This is a genomic window from Aurantimicrobium sp., from assembly GCF_036667855.1.
Taxonomy (GTDB): domain Bacteria; phylum Actinomycetota; class Actinomycetes; order Actinomycetales; family Microbacteriaceae; genus Aurantimicrobium.
Genome location: NZ_JAVWTF010000010.1, coordinates 20911 through 41300 on the forward strand (window position 1 = coordinate 20911; position 20390 = coordinate 41300).

Genomic DNA, 20390 nt, shown 5'->3' on the forward strand with positions numbered 1-20390 from the left:
TAACGACGAGGGGATATCGTCATGCCAGCAATCGTTCTGATTGGTGCCCAGTGGGGCGACGAAGGTAAGGGTAAGGCTACCGACCTTCTTGCTGAACGTATCGACTACGTTGTGAAGTTCAATGGCGGTAACAACGCCGGTCACACTGTCGTTATTGGCGACGAGAAGTACGCCCTCCACTTGCTCCCTTCGGGTATTTTGACCCCCGGTGTTACCCCCGTCATCTCTAACGGTGTGGTTATCGACATCTCTGTTCTCTTTGCTGAGCTTGATGCTCTGAACTCTCGCGGCATTGACACGTCGAAGCTGCGCGTGAGCGCGAACGCGCACGTCATCACCGACTACCACCGCACCTTGGACAAGGTAACTGAGCGCTTCTTGGGTAAGCGCCAGATCGGCACCACTGGTCGCGGTATTGGTCCCACCTATGCAGACAAGATCAACCGCGTGGGTATCCGCATCCAGGACATCTTTGACGAAGGCATCTTGCGCCAGAAGGTTGAAGCTGCCCTCGAGATTAAGAACCACTTGTTGGCCAAGATCTATAACCGTCGTGCGATCTCTGCTGACGCTGTCATTGAAGAACTTCTCTCCTACCGTGAGCGCCTGGCGCCCATGGTTGCTGACACTGCGCTCGAACTGAACCAGGCTCTCGAAGCTGACAAGGTTGTGCTGTTTGAAGGCGGTCAGGCAACCATGCTCGACATTGACCACGGAACCTACCCCTTCGTCACCTCGTCGAACGCCACCGCTGGTGGCGCCTCGACCGGTTCGGGTATTGGACCTAACAAGATTGAGCGCGTGATCGCGGTCATCAAGGCCTACACAACCCGCGTGGGTGCAGGTCCGTTCCCCACAGAGCTCTTTGATGAAGACGGCGAATACCTTCGCGCTAAGGGCTTTGAGTTCGGCACCACCACCGGACGTCCCCGTCGCTGTGGTTGGTATGACGCACCTATCGCTCGCTACACCGCACGTATCAACGGTGTGACTGACTTCGTGATTACCAAGCTCGACGTTCTCACTGGCCTCGAGCAGATTCCTGTCTGTGTTGCCTATGACGTTGATGGTGTTCGTCACGATGAGGTTCCGGTGAACCAGAGTGACTTCCACCACGCCAAGCCCATCCTGGAATACTTCCCCGGTTGGACCGAAGACATTACTGGTGCACGCACCTTCAGCGATCTTCCCAAGAACGCTCAGGACTACGTCACTGCACTAGAGGCTATGAGTGGCGCACGCTTCTCCGCCATTGGTGTGGGTCCTGCTCGCGATGCCATCATTGTGCAGCACGACCTCGTTGGCTAAATAAGTTCCCGTCTGACCGCTCGGTCAGAACCACATTGTTCTTGCCCGAACGAGTTCGTTCAGGGCTAGGCTGAAGCTTGTTATGACTACGACTTCAGCAGCTGCCAAAGCGGGCGGTTCACCCCTCCTTATTGCGCTGAAGTTCATCTTCCTTGCCTTGTTATGGGGATCCAGCTTCTTCTTCATCAAGATCGCCATGACTACCCTGTCGTGGGGTCAAGTTGCTTGGTCTCGTGTGGTTGCGGGTGGCATCTTCATGCTCGTGTTCTGGTTGATAAGTCGAGAAAAGCTACCTCGTGACCTCGTCACCTGGGGCCACATCGCTGTGGCCGGTGTCTTCGGTATTGGCATCCCTTTTATCTTCTTCCCCTGGGCTGAGCAGTTCATCACCTCCGCCGTTGCAACAATCTATAACGGTCTGACTCCCATCATGACGGCCATCATTGCGGTCTATGTGTTGCGCGTGGAGAACTTCAACCGCAATCAAGCAGCCGGTGTTCTTGTCGGTCTTGCTGGTCTTGTCGTCGTCATCGCCCCCTGGACTATTACCGACCTGGGGGGAAGCTTCTGGGGCCAGATCGCTGCCCTCAGCGCAGCGGTGATGTATGGATTCTCGGGAACCTATCTCAAGAAGTATGTCTTCCCCCGAGGTGTCTCGGCTAAGGCGATTTCGATCATTGAAGTGGGTGCAGCGACAGTGTTTATCCTGCTGTTGACACCCTTCCTAGCAACTGGTCCACTCACCATTGACTGGACCACCATCATTGCCATCGCCATTATCGGATTCGGTGGAACAGGCCTGGCCTATCTCTGGTTCAACGACGTTCTTGAGTCATGGGGTCCCACCCGTGCTTCTTCGGTGACCTATGTCATGCCCATCGTCGGCGTCATGCTGGGGGTTGTCTTCTTGGGGGAAACCCTGCACTGGTATGAACCCACCGGTGGTGCCATCGTTATTGCTGGTGTCTTGATTATGCGTAGGCAAGTTAAGAACTAAACACTCCTGCGCTAACCTGAAAGCATGGCGCAGAACGAGATGACCCCTGAGGTTGCAGAAGAACTCGCAGGAATTCGCGAGAGCATCGACAACATCGATGCAGCCCTCATTCACATGCTCGCAGAGCGTTTCAAGTTCACTCAGAAGGTGGGCAAACTCAAAGCCACCAACGATCTTCCCCCTTCCGACCCAGCACGTGAAGCGCGCCAGGTTGCACGCCTGCGTGCCCTTGCAGAAGAAGCAAACCTTGACCCCACCTTCGCTGAGAAGTGGTTCCACTTCGTCGTGGAAGAAGTTATTCACCACCACGAACAAGCTCGAGGCTAAGTAATGAGCGGTTTAGAACTGCACTGGTCCGTCAAAGACAGCCTCATTGCCTACATCTCTCGTTTAGAAGACGGTGTTGTTGAAGCACTGGAACCAGCAACTCGAACAGAGTCAGGGTTCACCTTCGTTCTCAACGAGGTTGCCTCAGACTTCAACCCAGAAACCCACACTGGTGTTCTGCAGTTCCTCGGAACTGCCCACTTCACCGGCCACTGGGGCATGATGAATATCACCATCAAGGATCCACGCATTGAGCTGACCTCAGGCCATGGAGTTCTCTCCATTGCACAAGGTGGAATTCTCTCTCCTGAGGCCCACGTTCCTTTTGTGAACGTGAATGTGGTTCCGGGTTCTCACCCGCTCATGCTCACCACAGCACTCACGGCAGAGGGACGCGGCGTCATGGGCGAGCAATACACCGTGGGTCAGGAACTCAGCCCACTCACCTTGAACTGAAAATAACCCTTGCGAACAGGGTTATTTTTCTGAGAAACTCAAATTCTTCGGGTGGGCCCCTGCGATGGGACCTGCTCGAAGCTATTTAAGCCGGCTTCTCACCCTCGGTTGTTGCTTTGAACTCAGCAGTCCCGGTCTTGCCAATGAGGTTCTCTTGGTAAGAATCAGCAGCCGCAACGAGGGGTTCGGCAACGGCTCTGAGTCGTTTGCCTTTCTTAGCGCGGACGAAGCGCACGACGAGGCCGACAATGATGGCAGCCCAAAGGGCACCAATCAGAATTGCAATGAATTGATCCATGGTTCCCCCGAACCTTAGGTTGCCGAAGCTTTGTTAGCCGAAGTACTTAGGAAGTGTATCGTTGCTACGCTGACGAATCTCGTCAACAGAAACCTCGAACAGGCCCTGAACGTCGAGCTTGGCATCTGCTCCACCCTGGTCAGTCACACCGATACGCAGGACAGGGTAGTTGCGTGCTTCGCAGAGGCCCAAGAAGCGAACGTCATCTTCGCGAGGAACAGAGACGATCACACGACCAGTTGATTCAGAGAACAACGCGGTAGCGGCGTCCACACCGTCACGCTCGATGATTTCATCGAGCCAGACGCGTGCGCCAACGCCGAAGCGCATCACGGACTCAGCCAGTGCCTGTCCCAGGCCACCATCGCTGAGGTCGTGAGCAGAAAGAATAAGGCTCTCGATTGCAGCACCATGAAGCAGGTCTGCGAGTTCCTTTTCCTGACCCAGGTCAACCACGGGAGGAACGCCACCGAGGTGGTTGTGGATGGTGTCAGCCCAGGCTGAACCATCGAGTTCGGTGCGGGTGTAGCCGAGGAGGTAGATGTTGTTGCCTTCGTCCTGCCAGGAGGAAGGAATACGACGAGCAACGTCATCAATGACACCCAGCACACCCACAACAGGAGTGGGGTGAATAGGTGCATCACCGGTCTGGTTATAGAAGGAGACGTTTCCACCGGTGACGGGGATCTCGAGTTCCAAGCAACCATCAGCGAGACCAGCAACAGCTTCCTTGAACTGCCACATCACTTCGGGGTTCTCAGGAGAGCCGAAGTTGAGGCAGTCAGTGACAGCTGCAGGAACAGCACCAGAAACAGCTACGTTGCGGTAAGCCTCTGCGAGTGCAAGGCGAGCACCGTTGTAGGGGTCAAGCTGGCAGTAACGGCCGTTCGCGTCGGTGGCGATAGCGAAGCCGAGACCGGATTCTTCATCCACGCGGATCATGCCGGCGTCGTCGGGGAAGCTCAGCGCAGTATTACCCATGACGAAGTAGTCATACTGGGTGGTGATGAGGGACTTGTCAGCCAAGTTAGGGCTGGCAACGAGCTTCAGGAACTGATCCTTGAGGTCTGCTCCCGAGCTGGGGCGAGCCAGTTTGTCAGCTGAGTCAGCCTGCAGAGCATCAATCCAGGTGGGGTAAGCGACGGGACGTTCGTAGACAGGGCCGTCGATAGCGACGGTGCGAGGGTCGACGTTCACGATTTCTTCGCCACCGTGGTGGATCACGAGGCGACCGGTGTCGGTTACTTCACCGAGAACACTGGTTTCTACGTCCCACTTGTTCACGACAGCCATGAACTGATCCAACAGCTCAGGCTTGACCACTGCCATCATGCGCTCCTGGCTCTCCGACATGAGGATTTCCTCAGCGGTGAGGGTGGGGTCGCGCAGGAGTACGTGGTCGAGTTCAACGAACATGCCGCCGTCACCGTTGGAAGCAAGCTCGCTCGTTGCACAGGAAATACCTGCAGCACCGAGGTCCTGAATACCTTCAACCAGGCCTTCGCGGTAGAGCTCGAGGCAGCACTCAATGAGCACCTTTTCAGCGAAGGGGTCACCCACCTGCACAGCAGGACGCTTGGTGGGACCAGTGGAGTCGAAGGAGTCAGAGGCAAGAATCGATGCACCACCGATGCCGTCGCCACCGGTGCGTGCACCGAAGAGAACAATCTTGTTGCCCACACCCGAAGCGTTAGCCAGGTGAAGGTCTTCGTGGCGGAGAACACCGACAGAGAGTGCGTTCACCAAGGGGTTGCCCTGGTAGCAGGAGTCGAAGTAGGTCTCGCCACCAATGTTGGGAAGGCCGAGGCAGTTGCCGTAGAAGCTAATACCGCCAACAACACCGTGCAGAACACGAGGAGTGTCAGGGTGGTCAATGGCACCAAAGCGCAGCTGGTCCATCACAGCAACGGGGCGGGCACCCATCGAGATGATGTCACGGACGATTCCACCCACACCGGTGGCAGCGCCCTGAAAAGGCTCAATGTAACTGGGGTGGTTGTGGCTCTCCACCTTGAAGGTGACAGCCCAGCCCTCGCCGACGTCGACAACACCGGCGTTCTCGCCCATGCCAACCATGAGCTTCTCCTTCATCTTCTCGCTGACCTTTTGGCCGAATTGACGAAGGTAGATCTTTGAAGACTTGTATGAGCAGTGCTCACTCCACATCACGGAGTACATTGCCAGTTCACCTGAGGTGGGGCGGCGACCGAGGATCTTGCGAATCTCTGCGTATTCGTCATCCTTGAGTCCCAGGGCGCCGTAGGGCTGAACCTTGTCTGGGGTTGCGATGGCGTTGTCTACGGTGTCGGCGACGTGGGTGCTCACGCGTCGGTCCCTTCGTTGTGGGTGATGAGGAAAGTGTGTGAGCTCATAGCTTTAGCGTCCTCCGGGAGGACCAAGGATGAGCAGGGTGGAGAAGACGGCAACAATCGCCAGCACAATGACAAGGATCAGTAGCACTGGGCGAGCAAGGAACCAGCGGAAAAGTCGGTCCAATGCCTTTGCATCACGTGGATCATCAGTTGCCTTGGTGCGCCAGGGGCCTTCGAGTGCTCCACGCTTGGCCTGAACCAGCTCAAAAGGAATAGTGGCATAGGGGAGGATCGCGGTGATCACCGCGAGCAGACCCAGCCAGAAACCCCAACGCTGGTTGAATGCAACCAAGATCGAGGTTGCGCCATAGCTAATGAACACCAAACCGTGCAGACCACCGATGGTGGTGAACAGGGTCTGGTCAATACCTGTGGTGGCACGAAGAATCAGGCCCGTGATGAGCAAGGTCCAGGTGCAGGCCTCGGCGATAGCCAGCACAAAGTAAAGCTTGCGAGGGGTGAACCCTGACTTCGTAGAAGTGCTCATGCTGCTTATGCCTTAGAAAGGATGGTGCTCTGAATAACTGAGGTAAAGAACTTGAGGCCATCAAGACCTGAACGCATAGCAACTGCGGTGTCTGGACCAAAGCCTGGCTCGACTGCGTGCTCGGGGTGAGGCATGAGCCCAACCACGTTGCCCGCTTCGTTAGAAACACCCGCAATGTCATCGAGGGAACCGTTGGGGTTCATGCCGACGTAACGGAAGGTGACCTGACCTTTGTCTTCAATGCGCTTGATGGTGTCTGCGTCTGCGACGAAACGGCCATCAGCGTTCTTGAGGGGAATGATGATCTCTTCACCCTGAGCAAAGTCCTTGGTCCACGCGGTGTTGTTGTTCTCCACGATCAGCTTCTGGTCGCGACGAACAAAGGTGCCACAGTCATTACGGCCGTGAGCACCGGGAACCAGGCGGGCTTCTGCCAGCATTTGGAAACCGTTGCAAATACCCAAGACAGGCATACCCTTGTGAGCTGCGTCAATGACCTCAGCCATGATGGGGGCGTGGCTGGCAATAGAACCTGCACGCAGATAGTCACCGTAGCTGAAGCCACCGGGAAGAATGATGGCTTCGACGCCTTCGAGATCGTGAGCACCGTGCCACAGGGCAACAGGTGTTCCACCCGCGAGCTTCACCGCACGCTGAGCGTCACGCTCATCAAGTGAGCCGGGGAAGGTGATGACTCCGACGCGCATTACTTGGCCTCGGAGATGCTGACGACATCTTCGATGACCGAGTTCGAGAGGATGTCCTCTGCGATGGTCTTGGCTGCTGCGAGAGTCTCAGCGGTGACGGGACCGTCAACGGTGAGCTCGAAGCGCTTGCCGATGCGAACACCGGAGAACTGGTTGTGACCTAGGCGGGTAAGTGCGCCAGCGACTGCCTTGCCCTGAGGGTCAAGAATTTCAGCCTTGGGCATTACCTCGACGACGATGGTGGGCATGGGGGTAACTCCAGCGGTTTCGCGAGCAGGGAATACCTCAATCCTACCCGAGGGAGACCAGTGTCTCTTTGACCCTTTCCATGCCAATGAAGACTTCTTCGAAAGAAGTTGTCAGAGGAGAGAGACCAATGCGTAAACCGTGCGGGTCACGGTAGTCAGGAATGATGTCTTCCTTCCACAACAGCGCGTTCACTTCACGCATGTGGGGGTGGTTCAAGGTGACGTGACCACCGCGCTGGGCGGGATCGCGAGGCGTAGCCACGGTCACGCCCAGAGGTGCCAGCACCTCGTCGGTGTAGTCGATCACGAACTGGGTTAGCAGCAATGACTTGGCCCGAACAGCTTCGATGCTGACTTCACCGATGAGCTCAACAGGGTCAATCATGGCCTGCATGCCCACCACTGGGGTGGTGCCGGTGATGAAGCGACGCAGGTCGTTCTCGGGGTCATAACCAGGTTCCATGAGGAACATGTTCTTGGTGCCCCACCAGCCCTGAATGGGCTGTTCAATCTGAGTCTGCAGATCTTTGCGAACATATGCCCATGCCGGAGCACCAGGACCACCGCACAGGTATTTATAGGAGCAGCCCACAGCAATGTCGACGTTCCACTTGTCTAACTCGACCACGACAGAACCAACAGAGTGGCTCAAGTCCCACACAATCAGTGCACCTGCATCGTGGGTGATCTTCGTAATCGCAGGAGCGTCAGCCATAAATCCTGAGCGGTAGGCAACGTGGCTGAGCAGTACCAAAGCGGTGTTGGAGTTCACCACAGCAGCGACCTGTTCTGGAGTCACCCCTGAGGAAGTATCAACTTCAATCCAACGCAAAGTCATGTTGAGCTCATCCGCAATACCTTCGAGCAGGTAACGGTCGGTGGGGAAGTTGTCGGTATCGAGCACAATCTCGGTGTGACCAGGACGGGCGCCAATGGCAGCACGTGCCATCTTGTAAAGCAGCACACTGGTGGAGTCACCGACGAAAGTCTGACCAGGTGCAGCGCCCAGAGCAGCGGCACCGATTTTGTTTCCAAGTTCGAGTGGTAGGTCCAACCATTGCTCATCCCAGCTGCGAATGAGGCGGGTGCCCCAGTCGTGACGCAGGAATGCTTCAATTCGGTCAAAGCTGGCACTCATGGGACGGCCCAGAGAGTTGCCATCGAAGTAGGCCAGTGGCATTCCTGGTGTTGAAGACTGCGTTGCCTCATCGGTGCCAAAGAACTTCGCGCGGTGGGCAGCTAAAGGATCGGCTGCGTCGAGTTCGGCAGCACGGGTGTCAAAGCTGGTGGTCATAGGAACTCCAATGTGTTGTGTTCGACGATACGTGCCGTGGCAAGCCAAGAGGCAAAGTCCTCACAGCTGTTGTCTGAGATTTCAGAGATGAAACTCCGGGGTTCTTCCACAACACCACCATTAGGGACTGGACGACGCTTGTCCCACCATTCCGTCATGGAGTCAAGGAGTTCTTCAGGCCCTAATCCACACCTGCCCAGTGCTCTCAGCTCCCGCACATTGATACCCACGGGCAGAGGCCCGTTGCCAAGGTCGGTGCCATAAAAAACCGTTCCGCCTGCCTCAATAAACTTCGACAAGTTCGTGGATGCGATGGAAAAGGCCTCTGTTACTTCTCCATAACCATGGATGTCCAGAGTGCTCATCCAGCCGTAATTGTTCTTGGCGGCATAAGAAATGAGGTCATCGGAAAGGAGCTCTGTAAAAGGAGTGTGAGCAAGTGTCACGGCTGGGCCAGCCGTGATTGCTCGTTCGGCTTGGCCGGCACCCTCAGCATGAACGATCGGAAGCAGCCCTGCTCTAAGTGCTTCGGTGATGAGTGAGTGAAGAACCTCATCAGAGTGCACAGGTCCCGCATCAGAGTTCAATGTGATCTTGAGGGCAGAAGCTTCAGAGGAAACCTGTGCGGATATAGCTTCAGAGACATCCTCTACAAACAGTGTTGCTCCAGGAGGAGCCCACGAACGGTCCGAGGGATACCCACCCTCTGCCGCTAAAAAGTTTCCGGCCCATTCGATGTCGAGGCCTGGGAGCTCAGCAACAATGTTTCGAAGTTCTGGTGTTGACCACCCCAAATCCAGCACTCGGCCAATGCCTCCGGAACGCAACTCACTGCCATCGAATAGTCCTAGGTGAACGTGAGCATCTCCAAGGAGGGGAAGAACAGTTCCCCATTCCCCGGTTGTGAGTTGTGCACGCCCACCAACCCCATAGGGGTTGGTGCCTTCAGGGAAGAGAGGCCCACACATAAAGAAGCGCTACTTACCAATCTCGGTGCGCACAGCAAAGAGCTCGGGGAAGAAGGTGAGCTCGAGTGCCTTCTGCAAGAAAGGTGCACCAGAAGATCCACCGGTGCCCATCTTCATTCCGATGATGCGTTGCACGGTCCGCAGGTGACGGAAGCGCCAGAACTGGAAGTTCTCTTCCAAGTCGACGAGTTCTTCACACGTTTCGTAGGCTTCCCAGTGCTCATCGTGGTTGTTATAGATCTCGATGAAGACAGGCATGAGTTCGTCGGTGAAAGTCCAGGCTTTGGTCACATCGCGTTCCAGGATGGACGCGGGAACTGCGTAGCCCTTGCGCGCGAGGTAACGCAGGAACTCGTCATAGATGCTGGGGGAGTTAAGAGCAGAGATCAGGAGCTCTTGTGCTGCAGGGTCAGAGTCGAAGACGCGGATCATCTTCTCGTTCTTATTGCCGAGCATGAACTCGATAGCGCGGTATTGGAACGACTGGAAGCCACTGGAGTTTCCGAGCTTTTCGCGGAACTGCGCGTATTCACTGGGGGTGAGCGTGGCCAAAACAGCCCACTGTTCGGTCAGGGTCTTCTGAATGTGCTTGAGGCGTGCCATGCACTTCAGTGCTTGGCCGAGGTCATCGTTGCGGAGGTAGTTAGCAGCACCGATGAGTTCGTGCACCATCAGCTTCATCCAAAGCTCAGTGGTCTGGTGCTGAATGATGAAGAGCAGTTCATCGTGGTGATCGCTCAGGGGCTTCTGTGCTGAGAGAAGAGTGTCGAGATCGAGATAACCGCCATAACTCATGCGGTCAGTGAAGTCGGTGACGACGGTTTCTTCGATGTCGCGGGTGTTGTTTTCTACGCCCATGGGTGGGACCTCCTTGTGGGAACTCATTCACCCTAGCCAGAAGAGGTGATTCTTCGTCAGAGCTGGTGAGAAAAAAGTTTCTGAACTCCCACACACCAATAAAGTTGTTAGTTGAGACAACAAGGAGACACATGAGCATCACTCTAGGTAAAGACGACTGGTGGAAGGGTGCCGTCGTGTACCAGATCTACCCTCGCTCGTTCGCTGACTCGAACGGCGACGGCATCGGGGACATCCCCGGCATTACCTCCAAGCTGGACTATCTGGCAGACCTGGGCGTGGACGTGCTCTGGCTTTCTCCCGTCTATAAGTCTCCTCAAGATGACAATGGCTATGACATCTCGGACTACCAGGACATCGATCCTCTCTTTGGCACGCTCGACGACATGCGTCACCTCATCAATGAGACTCATGCCCGTGGCATGAAGCTCGTGATGGACCTCGTGGTCAACCACACCTCGGACGAGCACCCCTGGTTTGTGGAGAGCTCATCATCACTGGATAACCCCAAGCGTGATTGGTATATCTGGCGCGACGCCGTCGACGGCCACGAACCCACCGACCACCAGGCTGCTTTCTCTGGTTCGGTCTGGCAATGGAACGAAAACACTCAGCAGTACTTCCTGCACATCTTCTCCAAGAAGCAGCCAGACCTGAACTGGGAAAACCCCGAGGTTCGTGCCGCTGTCTATTCGATGATGAATTGGTGGCTGGAGCAGGGTGTGGATGGCTTCCGCATGGATGTGATCAACCTCATCTCCAAGCACCAGGACTTCTCGGCAGCTGATGACTTGTTTGGTCCCTGGATGAACGGTCCACGTATTCACGAATTCCTGCAAGAAATGAACCGTGAGGTTCTGCGCGATAAGGGACTGATCACCGTCGGAGAGATGCCAGGCTGCACGGTTGAACTTGCCCAGCTCTACACCGCTCCCGAACGCCATGAGCTCAACATGGTGTTCACCTTCGAACACATGGACCTCGACACCAACCCTGAAGGGTATGGAAAGTGGGACCTGGTTCCCTTCACCGTGAAAGCACTCAAGGAGAACCTGAATAAGTGGCAGAAGGGTCTTGAGCAGGTTGGCTGGAACTCCCTCTATTGGAACAACCACGACCAGCCACGCATTGTCTCGCGCTGGGGTAATGACTCTGCCGAACACCGGGTGAACTCAGCCAAGGCGTTTGGAACTGTGCTGCACTTGATGCGTGGAACTCCCTATGTGTATCAGGGCGAAGAGATCGGTATGACGAGTGCTCACTTCACGAAGCTGAGCCAATATCGTGACCTTGAGACGCTCAACTGGGCAGCAGAAGCCCCAGAGTTGGGCATCTCTGAGGACTATGTCCTGAAGGCTGTCGGTTACAAGGGTCGCGATAATGCCCGCACGCCCGTGCAGTGGGATGACTCAGTAAACGCTGGCTTCACCAGCGGTGAACCCTGGATCTCGGTCAACACCAACTACCCCGAGATCAACGCGGCAGCGGCAGTTGCCGATGCCGACTCGGTCTTCCACCACTACCAAAAGCTCATCGCTATGCGTCACGGCATGGATGTGGTGGTCAATGGTTCTTTCGACATGCTCTGGATTGAACACGAGCAACTTTTTGCCTATCAGCGAAAGCTCAATGGTCAGACTCTGACTGTCGTGGCCAACCTTTCCAATGAAACAGCAACACTCCCAGAACCCATCGCAGGCGATGCAGTTCTGGGAGTGAAAGATGACGAACTTGCACCATGGCACGCATTCGTCACCGTGCTGAACTAATGAGTTAGGACAGCTGGGTAGCCAGCCTTATCAATGGCAGCGATGACCTCATCCGCAGGGATGGGGGCATCGCTTTCCACCGTGACTTTTCCTGTGGGCAGGTCAACGGCAACAGAGGTGACGTGAGCGAGCTCACCCACTTCTTTGGTGACACTCGCAACGCAGTGCTGACAGGTCATTCCTGTTGCGGTGAATGTTGCGGTGGTCATTACATGCCCGCCAACATCTGCTTCATCTTGTCGATCTCAGCACTTTGGCTTGTCACAATATTGGCTGCGAGTTGTTTCGCTTCGGCATTGTCAGAGTTCTCGATCATCTTGGCCATCTGCAGGGCACCCTCGTGGTGACCAATCATGCCCTCGAGGTAGAGCTTGTCGAACGCAGCGCCTTGGGCATTTTCCAGTGCTGCCATCTGTTCCTCGGAGAGCATGCCACCCATTCCCATGTCATGACCCATGTCCATGCCAGCACCGGAAGATTCAATCCAGTCCGTCATCTGCTTGATCTCAGGTGCTTGGGCATCCTTGATCTGCTTGGCAAGAGCCAAGATTTCAGGGTTGGTGGTGTGTGTCTCAGCAAGGGTAGACATGTCCACTGCTTGCTGGTGGTGAGGAATCATCATCTGAGCAAACATGATGTCGGTTCCAGAGAATCCTGAGGAACTTTTGTTGTTCCCCATCATGCTGCCATTCATCATTCCGTTAGAGTCTTGTCCTCCAATGTTGATGGTGCAGCCTGCAAGGGATACTGCTCCAGCAAGTGCAACGGCAGTGATTCCAGCAATTTTGTATTTCTTGTTAAACATTGTTTTTCCTTTACGTCAAAAAGTGTGTGAACTTCTATGCGCACCAGCGACGGACGTCGCCTACGCACTTTGACGTAAGACTTATGTTCGGGAAATACAGAGTGAGGTGAGATCGACCATCGACGGTGGCCTTGCTCGAGCCACAGTGAGTTTGGAAAGTCTGATCGGTATTGGTTCATGAACTGTGATGACAAAACCACGTGCCAAAGCTTGTTTGCAATATCGCAATCCAAAGATTGTGAGCAGAGTGAGTCCAGCAGTAATCATGATGCTGCCAACGAAGTTCGAAGAAGCCATATTTGGATTTGAGTTTGCAGCAGTTACAACTTCAGATCCAGAAGAGGACATGTTCATGACAGCAGGAGGCACTTCAGCGGACATCTCCATAACGGTTCCGTCCGCCATGACATGACTCATATGTCCTGTGGAATTGGGGCTCATGGCTGAAACACACACCGCGTGAAACACGGGGGCTAAAGCAAAAAGAAACGCCACAGTCACCATCGCGAAGATCGCGGGAAGTACTGACGTACGTTTCATAGCTCTCAGTCTGACAGGCGAACCTATGAACCAGCTAGGAAAGGCTTCCGCCTAGTGGCCTTCGAGGTCTTCTGGCTCTTTCACCTTGTCTAGGTTGAACCAGGGCAGCATCACGTGGACCACGGGACCAATGCTGAAGGCATAGATGACGGTTCCCAAACCAACGGTTCCGCCCATGATCCAGCCAAGCCCCAGCACAACCACTTCAATAGCTGTTCGAACAAGCCAGAGAGGGCGCTGGGTAATACGAACAAGTCCGGTCATTAGGCCATCACGAGGACCAGGGCCTAAGCCGCCGCCGATATACATCGAGATGCCGAGACCGTTGATCAAGATGGCCACGATGAAATAGCCCAGACCCCACCAGAAATCAGGCGCCTTCGGGATGAGAGTAATGAAGAGGTCAATCGAGATACCGATGGTGATGGCGTTGAGAATCGTTCCGATTCCCAGTTTCTGCTTAAGGAAGATCCAGAGAAGCATCACGGCAAAGCCGACAATGACCACCACGATGCCAATGGAGACTCCGGTTGCCTTGGAGAGACCAAGGTGGAAGGCATCCCAAGGGTCCAAGCCAATAGCTGCTTGAAGCATGATGGCAAAAGCAAAGCCGCAGACGATAAGCCCCAGCTCAACCAAGATCACGCGCTTCCACAACGGTGCACCCGTGCGGGGCACTTCGAAGACGGTGTTGAGGAATCGGCGCATAGTCTCAGGCTAGGTGTTCACGAGTATCTGGGAGAAACATCGCCCAAGAATTGTTACGTGGCTAACCCAGCATGCGAGTAATCAGCTCGCGATAGCGGTCTGCTGTGCGCTCGACAATGTCTGCAGGAAGCACGGGTGGCGTGCCGTTCTTGTCCCAGTTCGCGGAGAGCCAGTTGCGCACAATCTGCTTATCAAAGCTGGTCATCTTCTCGGCAGGGGTGGTGCCAGCTGCATAGGCAGTGGCATCCCAGTAGCGAGAAGAGTCAGAGGTCAGAACTTCATCCGCAAGGGTGATCACACCTGTCTCGCGGTCACGACCGAACTCGAACTTGGTGTCGGCAAGGATGATTCCCTTGGCGGCAGCCAGCTCAGTGGCCTTGGTGAAGATCTGAAGGGAAAGATCACGCAGAGCAGTGGCGTCTTCGAGGCCGACGAGTTCGACCGTGCGCTCAAAAGTAATGTTCTCGTCGTGCTCACCAAAGGGTGCTTTCCATGCGGGGGTGTAGATGGGCTCGGGGAGCTTGTCACCATCCTGAAGTCCCGCAGGAAGGGCAATGCCACACACGCTTTGACTCTCCTGGTATTCCAGCCAGCCGCTGCCGGAGAGGTAGCCGCGCACCACGCACTCAACTGGGAACATGTCCAAGTTGGCAACCAACATCGCCTTGCCCTGAACCTCGGCAGGGATCTCTCCCTCGCGCAGGTGGTTGGGGACACCGAGCTGGTCGAACCACCACAGGCTGAGTTTCGTCAGAAGTTCTCCCTTGCCGGGAATGCCGGGTTCAAGAACATGATCGAATGCGCTCACACGGTCACTGGCCACAACCAGCACTCGAGGAGTCGACTCCAGCGTCTCGCCCGTGGGGACATAGAGGTCACGAACCTTGCCCGAATAGGCGTGGGTCCAGCCCTCGAGGTTGAGCTTCTCGCCCCCGGTGAAACCTGACATTACTTGACGACCTTCTTGGCGATGTCGGTGCGGTACTGACCACCCTCAAGCTGAATCTTGGCGAGGCCTTCGTAAGCACGTGAACGTGCTTCGGCGAAGTCCACGCCGCGGCCCACCACGCTCAACACGCGACCACCGGTTGCAATGAGGTCACCATCTTGAACTGCGGTTGCTGCGTGGGTGACGTGAACACCCTCGATGCTGTTGGCGTCATCAATACCGATGAGAACACGACCAGTAACTGGGGTCTCGGGGTAGTTCTCGCTGGCGAGAACGACAGTGACAACCGCTTCATCAGAGAACTCGGGACGAGGTCGTCCTGCCAGGGTTCCTTCGGCAGAAGCCAACATGAGCTCAGACAACGGAGTCTTCAAGCGTGGAAGAACAACCTGGGTCTCAGGGTCACCAAAGCGTGCATTGAATTCAATAACCCGGATGCCCTTGGACGTGAGAATCAAACCGCAGTAGAGCAGTCCCTGGAAGGGGGTGCCTTCTGCTTCGAGCTGACGCACGGTGGGAAGAGCAATGGTCTCGATGACTTCGGTGACAAAGGCTTCTTCGCTTCCGAATTGGTCAGCTAGCCAGGGCAGAGGAGAGTATGCGCCCATGCCCCCGGTGTTGAGGCCTTCGTCATTATCCTTGAGGCGCTTGAAGTCCTGAGCAGGTGACAGAGGAAGAACATCGTGACCGTCAGCAAACATGAACAAAGACACTTCCTGGCCGTCGAGGAATTCCTCAATCAGCACAGAACCCTGAGTCAAGTAGTGCGAGGCGTGAGCAACCGCGGCATCGCGGTCGTGGGTGACCAGCACACCCTTACCGGCAGCAAGGCCGTCGGCCTTGATGACATAGGGAGCGCCGTAGTCATCGAGAGCGGTCTCAGCATCCAGCAAAGTCGACACTTTGATGGCGCGACCAGTGGGAACACCGGCTTCATCCATGATGCGCTTAGCAAAGGTCTTGGATCCTTCGAGAGCAGCAGCTGCCTGGTTGGGGCCAAAGACAGGAATCCCCATTTCGCGCAGCGGGTCAGCAACACCGGCAACCAGGGGAGCTTCGGGGCCAACTACAACTAGATCAACGTCGAGACCCTCTGCGAGGAAGGCGACTGCTTCGGGGTCGAGGATGTCTGTGGTGACACAAGGAACATCGTGAGCGATCCCTGCATTGCCGGGGGCAACCGTGATCTCGTGGTCTGCATTTTCAGCGAGCAGGGCGGTAACAATTGCGTGCTCACGTGCGCCGGAGCCAAGAACCAGGATTTTCACCTCTTAAGCCTATTGCCCCCAGCTAAACTGGGGATTCACTTGACTAACACGTATGAGGATTTATACCCCGTGAACAAGCTTCGTCTGGCCATTGTTGGCGCCGGTCCTGCTGGCATTTATGCAGCAGATATTGCTCTGAAGGCAGAGCGTGATTTCGATATCTCGATCGATCTCTTCGAATCTCTTCCCGCCCCCTACGGCCTCGTCCGTTACGGCGTTGCTCCCGACCACCCCCGCATCAAGGGCATCATCGGTGCACTGCGTGAGGTGCTTGACCGCGGTGACATTCGCTTGTTTGGCAATGTCGAATACGGCGTTGACATCACTATGGATGACCTGAAGAAGCACTACAACGCCGTGATCTTCTCCACCGGCGCCACTAAGGATGTTCCGATGAACATTCCCGGCATCGACCTGAATGGCAGCTATGGCGCCGCTGATTTTGTCAGCTGGTATGACGGACACCCAGATGTTCCTCGCACCTGGCCACTGACCGCCAAGTCGGTTGCCGTGATTGGTAACGGAAACGTGGCACTGGATGCCGCCCGCATGCTGGCAAAGCACGCTGATGATCTTCTCGTGACCGAGATTCCTGACAACGTTTACCAGGGCCTCAAGGCATCTCCTGTGACTGACGTTCACGTCTTCGGCCGTCGCGGTCCTGCGCAGGCTAAGTTCTCTCCTCTGGAACTTCGTGAACTGGGTGAACTGCGCGATGTCGACATGATCGTCTATGACGAAGACTTCGACATCGACCCTGCAAGCCAGGCACTCATTGACTCCAACAAGCAGGTCTTCGTTCTCAACAAGGTGATGAACGAGTGGCGGACCCGCGAAACCGGCAAAGCTTCTCGTCGTCTGCACCTGCACTTCTATGCCAATCCTCTTGAGGTTCTCGGAGACGCTGACGGCAACGTCACTGGATTCCGTTACGAGCGCACGAAGCCAGATGGCAACGGTGGTGTTGTGGGCACGGGAGAGATTCGAGAGATCGACATCCAGGCCTACTACCGCGCCATTGGTTACTACAGCTCTCCGCTGAAGGACGTTCCTTTCGACGCTGCCAAGGGCGTTATTCCTAACCACGAAGGTCAGGTCATCGACGCCGAAGGCACACACATCAACGGTGTCTATGCCACGGGCTGGATTAAGCGTGGACCTGTTGGCCTCATTGGCCACACCAAGAGTGACGCGATGGAGACTATTGCGCACGTACTTGAAGACCAGGCAACCTGGTGGACCCCGGAGGAGCCTGAAGAAGGCTCCATTGTGGACCTCATGGAAAGCCGTGGCATCGAATACACCACTGCTGAAGGCTGGTCTGCTCTGGACGAATACGAGCAGAAGCTCGGTGAACCAGAAGGCCGAGCTCGCATCAAGGTCGTAGACCGCGAGACCATGCTCAAGGCATCACGCCCGGAATAGCACCGTTTCTTTAGAACAACTTCTTCTGAAGGAAACGAGCGAGATATACCAGCGCGAGTAGTGCTGGAACCTCGATGAGTGGCCCCACGATGCCAGCCAGTGCTTCGCCGCTGGTGGCACCAAAGGTGCCAATCGCGACCGCGATAGCAAGTTCAAAGTTGTTGCCTGACGCGGTAAAGGCGAGGGTGACGGTCTTTTTGTAATTCAAGCCCACTGCTTTACCAAGGAAGAATCCGGTCACGAAGGTGATGAGGAAGTAGACCACGAGTGGAATGGCAATGAGGACAACCGAGAGTGGATTGTTGGCTACCTGTTGTCCTTGCAATGCAAAGAGCAGGACGATGGTGGCGAGAAGACCGTAGAGAGCAAAGGGGCTCACCTTAGGAACGAAGGAGTTTTCGTACCAGGAGCGACCCTTGAGCTTCTCACCGATCACGCGAGAAAGGAATCCGGCAACGAGTGGGACACCCAAGAAGAACAGCACGCTGGCCGTAATGGCAGCGAAAGAGAATTCTGCGCTGGTGGTGGGCAGACCTAACCAGCCAGGGAGAACCTGAAGATAGAACCACCCCAGGCCGCCGAAAGCGAGTACTTGAATAACCGCGTTGATGGCCACGAGGAAGGCGCCAGATTCACGGTCACCTCCAGCAAGGTCAATCCAAATCATGACCATGGCAATACACGGAGCAATGCCGACAACAATGAGACCGGTGCGGAATTCAGGTTGGTCAGCCATGAAGATCCACGCCAGCGTGAACATGAGGGCAGGAGCAAAAATCCAGTTCATGATCAAGGTGGGGATAACGAGACGACGATCCTTGGCAACCCGGCTGGCTTGCCCATAACGGACCTTGGCCAGTACTGGGTACATCATCACGAGCAAGCAGATAGCAATAGGAACACTCACGGTCCCAACCGAGAACTCATGCAGGAAGGTGCTCACTCCAGGAGCGACGAAAGAGATGAGTACACCGGCAACCATGGCCAACAGAATCCACACGGGAAGATAGCGGTCAGTAGTGCTCAGGCGCTGATCGAGTAGTTGAGTTTCTACGTTCGAGGTCATCTCTACATTTTCCTTGAGTCTGTTTGCTATGCGGGGCAAGAGTGAAGCCCCATCTGTTCTTTCCAGAACCGGTGGGGCTAAACGGGGTGGGGATTAGCAGCAGCCAGTGTCGCCGCAGCAACCGCCATCGCCGCCCGAGATCATGTTGAGCTTGGTCATGGTGTTCCTTTCTCGCCTGTAAAGATGAGGTGGATAATAAATCGAAAGTTATCGATTCGTTAATACAATAACACTCTCATATCGATATTTGTCAATATATACTTTTGAGCATGGCCATCACAGAAACAGTTGCACCAGCGACCAACACAGCAGAGCTCGCACAGCTATTCAAAGCCCTCGGCGACGAGACGAGACTTAATCTCCTGCTCAAGATCGCCGGAGCGCAGTGCGTGGATGGCGCCTGCATTTGCGACCTCACGCCTGATACGAACCTGGCGCAGAGCACGGTCAGTCACCACATGAAGCTTCTCGTTGATGCCGGACTCCTCAACCGCAGTCAAAAAGGTAAATGGGCGTACTTCTCGCTCACACCCGCGGGCACCAACCTTTTGATGGCCTTGAACTTGGGTCCCGTCAACTCTTCAAACTCCTGCTGCACCGACTAAACACACGAAAGTACACACATGACCACCAAGCCCACTGTTCTCTTTGTCTGTGTTCACAACGCTGGACGTTCGCAGATGGCTGCGGGATATCTTCAGGCACTAGCTGGAGATCGCGTTCAGGTTCTCTCGGCAGGTTCTGCCCCTAAAGACACCATTAACCCTGTTGCTGTCGAAGCCATGCTCGAAGAAGGTATCGACATTGCCCACAACTCCCCCAAGGTGCTCACCGATGAGGCTGTTGAAGCCAGTGATGTGGTCATCACTATGGGCTGTGGAGATGCCTGCAAGTTCTACCCCGGAAAGCGTTACGAAGATTGGCAGCTCGACGACCCCGCAGGGCAGGGCATCGAAGCAGTTCGCCCCATTCGTGACAACATTCGTGAACGTATTGAGCAGCTGATTTCAGAAATCGCACCCGCCAACTAACACCATGTTCACTATTCGGGAGCTCGTTCCAGAGGATCAATCCTGGATTGAGCGCGCAAGCCAGGATTCCGAAATACAGAAGTGGACCGCTAATGGCGGACAGCAAGTAAAGGAATGCCAGGCCTGGGTGATTCTCAAAGACACAGAACCAGTGGGAGTAATCTCACTGCATTCAGTTGATTTACTCACCTCAGCCGCAGACGTCGGTTACTGGGTTGCACCCTGGGGAAGAAGGCAGGGTGCTGCGTCAGCAGCACTCCGACTTGTTGAGGGTGAACTCATCCAGACTCCCGAAGTGAAGAGCATCCAGCTGAGCATTATGGAAGGCAATCACGCCTCTATTGCTCTGGCAACCTCATTGGGTTACGAGCTTGTCTCAGCAGGAACGTGCTCCTGTGGTACGCAAGGAGTTGTTCCAGCGGTGATCTACGAAAAGAAGCTCTAGGCGTCGAAGCGGTATCCCAGGCCACGCACGGTGACGAGATGTTTGGGCTCAGCAGGGTCTGCTT

At 55.4% G+C, this 20390-nt stretch carries 24 protein-coding genes; 9 read left to right on the forward strand and 15 right to left on the reverse strand.

Annotated features, from left to right (window positions below; all coding sequences use genetic code 11):
• Window positions 1-21: 21 nt before the first annotated feature.
• The 4 genes from RR877_RS03820 (at window position 22) to RR877_RS03835 (ending at window position 3088) form a co-directional block, all read left to right on the forward strand.
• Window positions 22-1308: an adenylosuccinate synthase gene (locus RR877_RS03820; protein ID WP_110234666.1), complete on the forward strand. Its 1287-nt coding sequence runs from the start codon at window positions 22-24 to the stop codon at window positions 1306-1308.
• A gap of 82 nt (window positions 1309-1390) precedes the next feature.
• The gene (locus RR877_RS03825; RefSeq protein WP_277494594.1) at window positions 1391-2305 is read left to right on the forward strand and encodes a DMT family transporter; all 915 of its coding nucleotides are present in this window, start codon (window positions 1391-1393) and stop codon (window positions 2303-2305) included.
• A 24-nt stretch (window positions 2306-2329) separates the two neighbouring features.
• A complete protein-coding gene (locus RR877_RS03830; protein ID WP_204163612.1) occupies window positions 2330-2632 on the forward strand; it encodes a chorismate mutase in 303 nt (100 codons plus the stop codon).
• Between the two features lie 3 nt (window positions 2633-2635).
• Window positions 2636-3088: an HtaA domain-containing protein gene (locus tag RR877_RS03835; RefSeq protein ID WP_280795877.1), complete on the forward strand. Its 453-nt coding sequence runs from the start codon at window positions 2636-2638 to the stop codon at window positions 3086-3088.
• A gap of 85 nt (window positions 3089-3173) precedes the next feature.
• Here the strand turns inward: RR877_RS03835 and RR877_RS03840 are convergent, their stop codons facing one another.
• The 8 genes from RR877_RS03840 to kynA are packed head-to-tail and all read right to left on the reverse strand — an operon-like array spanning window position 3174 to window position 10320.
• The gene (locus RR877_RS03840) at window positions 3174-3386 is read right to left on the reverse strand and encodes a hypothetical protein (RefSeq protein ID WP_280804538.1); all 213 of its coding nucleotides are present in this window, start codon (window positions 3384-3386) and stop codon (window positions 3174-3176) included.
• A 33-nt stretch (window positions 3387-3419) separates the two neighbouring features.
• Window positions 3420-5711, reverse strand: a complete 2292-nt coding sequence (gene purL / locus RR877_RS03845) for a phosphoribosylformylglycinamidine synthase subunit PurL (RefSeq protein WP_332550652.1) — start codon at window positions 5709-5711, stop codon at window positions 3420-3422.
• Window positions 5712-5762: 51 nt separating this feature from the next.
• A complete protein-coding gene (locus RR877_RS03850) occupies window positions 5763-6245 on the reverse strand; it encodes a DUF3817 domain-containing protein (RefSeq protein ID WP_332550651.1) in 483 nt (160 codons plus the stop codon).
• A 5-nt stretch (window positions 6246-6250) separates the two neighbouring features.
• On the reverse strand, window positions 6251-6952 hold the full coding sequence (gene purQ / locus RR877_RS03855; protein ID WP_110234660.1) for a phosphoribosylformylglycinamidine synthase subunit PurQ: 702 nt from the start codon (window positions 6950-6952) through the stop codon (window positions 6251-6253).
• Entirely contained in the window at window positions 6952-7200 is a 249-nt protein-coding gene (purS, locus tag RR877_RS03860; RefSeq protein WP_110234659.1) for a phosphoribosylformylglycinamidine synthase subunit PurS, read from the reverse strand. The genes purQ and purS overlap by 1 nt, the downstream gene beginning before the upstream one ends.
• A 43-nt stretch (window positions 7201-7243) precedes the next feature.
• Window positions 7244-8494 (reverse strand): aminotransferase class V-fold PLP-dependent enzyme, encoded by a 1251-nt coding sequence (locus RR877_RS03865; protein ID WP_332550650.1) that lies wholly within the window; start codon window positions 8492-8494, stop codon window positions 7244-7246.
• Window positions 8491-9462, reverse strand: a complete 972-nt coding sequence (locus tag RR877_RS03870; RefSeq protein ID WP_332550649.1) for a hydrolase — start codon at window positions 9460-9462, stop codon at window positions 8491-8493. Before RR877_RS03870 ends, RR877_RS03865 begins: the two co-directional genes overlap by 4 nt.
• 9 nt (window positions 9463-9471) lie before the next feature.
• Entirely contained in the window at window positions 9472-10320 is an 849-nt protein-coding gene (gene kynA, locus RR877_RS03875; RefSeq protein ID WP_332550648.1) for a tryptophan 2,3-dioxygenase, read from the reverse strand.
• A gap of 131 nt (window positions 10321-10451) precedes the next feature.
• Here kynA and RR877_RS03880 point away from each other — a divergent pair, with 131 nt between their 5' ends.
• A complete protein-coding gene (locus RR877_RS03880; RefSeq protein WP_332550647.1) occupies window positions 10452-12089 on the forward strand; it encodes an alpha-glucosidase in 1638 nt (545 codons plus the stop codon).
• Here RR877_RS03880 and RR877_RS03885 read toward each other — a convergent pair.
• The 6 genes from RR877_RS03885 to purD form a co-directional block, all read right to left on the reverse strand.
• The gene (locus RR877_RS03885; protein WP_332550646.1) at window positions 12086-12298 is read right to left on the reverse strand and encodes a heavy-metal-associated domain-containing protein; all 213 of its coding nucleotides are present in this window, start codon (window positions 12296-12298) and stop codon (window positions 12086-12088) included. The two genes, RR877_RS03880 and RR877_RS03885, sit on opposite strands and share 4 nt — an antisense overlap.
• Window positions 12298-12894 carry a DUF305 domain-containing protein gene (locus tag RR877_RS03890; RefSeq protein ID WP_332550645.1) on the reverse strand — a complete coding sequence of 199 codons (597 nt, stop codon included), beginning with the start codon at window positions 12892-12894 and terminating at the stop codon, window positions 12298-12300. Before RR877_RS03890 ends, RR877_RS03885 begins: the two co-directional genes overlap by 1 nt.
• A gap of 81 nt (window positions 12895-12975) precedes the next feature.
• Window positions 12976-13434: a hypothetical protein gene (locus RR877_RS03895; RefSeq protein ID WP_332550644.1), complete on the reverse strand. Its 459-nt coding sequence runs from the start codon at window positions 13432-13434 to the stop codon at window positions 12976-12978.
• A gap of 51 nt (window positions 13435-13485) precedes the next feature.
• Window positions 13486-14142: a hypothetical protein gene (locus RR877_RS03900; RefSeq protein WP_332550643.1), complete on the reverse strand. Its 657-nt coding sequence runs from the start codon at window positions 14140-14142 to the stop codon at window positions 13486-13488.
• 61 nt (window positions 14143-14203) lie between these two features.
• On the reverse strand, window positions 14204-15091 hold the full coding sequence (locus RR877_RS03905; protein ID WP_332550642.1) for a phosphoribosylaminoimidazolesuccinocarboxamide synthase: 888 nt from the start codon (window positions 15089-15091) through the stop codon (window positions 14204-14206).
• Window positions 15091-16359, reverse strand: a complete 1269-nt coding sequence (gene purD, locus RR877_RS03910; RefSeq protein ID WP_332550641.1) for a phosphoribosylamine--glycine ligase — start codon at window positions 16357-16359, stop codon at window positions 15091-15093. Before purD ends, RR877_RS03905 begins: the two co-directional genes overlap by 1 nt.
• A gap of 69 nt (window positions 16360-16428) precedes the next feature.
• Here purD and RR877_RS03915 point away from each other — a divergent pair, with 69 nt between their 5' ends.
• On the forward strand, window positions 16429-17784 hold the full coding sequence (locus RR877_RS03915; RefSeq protein WP_332550664.1) for an FAD-dependent oxidoreductase: 1356 nt from the start codon (window positions 16429-16431) through the stop codon (window positions 17782-17784).
• 10 nt (window positions 17785-17794) lie between these two features.
• Here the strand turns inward: RR877_RS03915 and arsB are convergent, their stop codons facing one another.
• On the reverse strand, window positions 17795-18850 hold the full coding sequence (gene arsB, locus RR877_RS03920; RefSeq protein ID WP_280804527.1) for an ACR3 family arsenite efflux transporter: 1056 nt from the start codon (window positions 18848-18850) through the stop codon (window positions 17795-17797).
• A gap of 269 nt (window positions 18851-19119) precedes the next feature.
• Between arsB and RR877_RS03925 the strand changes: the two genes are divergently transcribed.
• The 3 genes from RR877_RS03925 to RR877_RS03935 are packed head-to-tail and all read left to right on the forward strand — an operon-like array spanning window position 19120 to window position 20326.
• Window positions 19120-19455 (forward strand): metalloregulator ArsR/SmtB family transcription factor, encoded by a 336-nt coding sequence (locus RR877_RS03925; RefSeq protein ID WP_280804526.1) that lies wholly within the window; start codon window positions 19120-19122, stop codon window positions 19453-19455.
• A gap of 18 nt (window positions 19456-19473) precedes the next feature.
• Window positions 19474-19881, forward strand: coding sequence for an arsenate reductase ArsC (locus tag RR877_RS03930; protein WP_332618799.1), 408 nt, complete (start codon window positions 19474-19476; stop codon window positions 19879-19881).
• Between the two features lie 4 nt (window positions 19882-19885).
• A complete protein-coding gene (locus RR877_RS03935) occupies window positions 19886-20326 on the forward strand; it encodes a GNAT family N-acetyltransferase (RefSeq protein ID WP_332550639.1) in 441 nt (146 codons plus the stop codon).
• The last annotated feature ends 64 nt before the right edge of the window (window positions 20327-20390 follow it).

Bases quoted from the DNA above. Each gene is read 5' to 3' on its own strand.
- RR877_RS03830 (WP_204163612.1), top strand. From the start codon at position 2,330: ATGGCGCAGAACGAGATGACCCCTGAGGTTGCAGAAGAACTCGCAGGA.
- purS (WP_110234659.1), bottom strand. From the start codon at position 7,200: ATGCCCACCATCGTCGTCGAGGTAATGCCCAAGGCTGAAATTCTTGAC.
- purQ (WP_110234660.1), bottom strand. From the start codon at position 6,952: ATGCGCGTCGGAGTCATCACCTTCCCCGGCTCACTTGATGAGCGTGAC.
- RR877_RS03825 (WP_277494594.1), top strand. From the start codon at position 1,391: ATGACTACGACTTCAGCAGCTGCCAAAGCGGGCGGTTCACCCCTCCTT.
- RR877_RS03895 (WP_332550644.1), bottom strand. From the start codon at position 13,434: ATGAAACGTACGTCAGTACTTCCCGCGATCTTCGCGATGGTGACTGTG.
- RR877_RS03880 (WP_332550647.1), top strand. From the start codon at position 10,452: ATGAGCATCACTCTAGGTAAAGACGACTGGTGGAAGGGTGCCGTCGTG.
- RR877_RS03850 (WP_332550651.1), bottom strand. From the start codon at position 6,245: ATGAGCACTTCTACGAAGTCAGGGTTCACCCCTCGCAAGCTTTACTTT.
- RR877_RS03840 (WP_280804538.1), bottom strand. From the start codon at position 3,386: ATGGATCAATTCATTGCAATTCTGATTGGTGCCCTTTGGGCTGCCATC.
- RR877_RS03930 (WP_332618799.1), top strand. From the start codon at position 19,474: ATGACCACCAAGCCCACTGTTCTCTTTGTCTGTGTTCACAACGCTGGA.
- RR877_RS03835 (WP_280795877.1), top strand. From the start codon at position 2,636: ATGAGCGGTTTAGAACTGCACTGGTCCGTCAAAGACAGCCTCATTGCC.
- RR877_RS03900 (WP_332550643.1), bottom strand. From the start codon at position 14,142: ATGCGCCGATTCCTCAACACCGTCTTCGAAGTGCCCCGCACGGGTGCA.
- RR877_RS03925 (WP_280804526.1), top strand. From the start codon at position 19,120: ATGGCCATCACAGAAACAGTTGCACCAGCGACCAACACAGCAGAGCTC.
- RR877_RS03890 (WP_332550645.1), bottom strand. From the start codon at position 12,894: ATGTTTAACAAGAAATACAAAATTGCTGGAATCACTGCCGTTGCACTT.
- RR877_RS03820 (WP_110234666.1), top strand. From the start codon at position 22: ATGCCAGCAATCGTTCTGATTGGTGCCCAGTGGGGCGACGAAGGTAAG.
- RR877_RS03865 (WP_332550650.1), bottom strand. From the start codon at position 8,494: ATGACCACCAGCTTTGACACCCGTGCTGCCGAACTCGACGCAGCCGAT.
- RR877_RS03935 (WP_332550639.1), top strand. From the start codon at position 19,886: ATGTTCACTATTCGGGAGCTCGTTCCAGAGGATCAATCCTGGATTGAG.
- RR877_RS03885 (WP_332550646.1), bottom strand. From the start codon at position 12,298: ATGACCACCGCAACATTCACCGCAACAGGAATGACCTGTCAGCACTGC.
- kynA (WP_332550648.1), bottom strand. From the start codon at position 10,320: ATGGGCGTAGAAAACAACACCCGCGACATCGAAGAAACCGTCGTCACC.
- RR877_RS03870 (WP_332550649.1), bottom strand. From the start codon at position 9,462: ATGTGTGGGCCTCTCTTCCCTGAAGGCACCAACCCCTATGGGGTTGGT.
- arsB (WP_280804527.1), bottom strand. From the start codon at position 18,850: ATGACCTCGAACGTAGAAACTCAACTACTCGATCAGCGCCTGAGCACT.
- RR877_RS03905 (WP_332550642.1), bottom strand. From the start codon at position 15,091: ATGTCAGGTTTCACCGGGGGCGAGAAGCTCAACCTCGAGGGCTGGACC.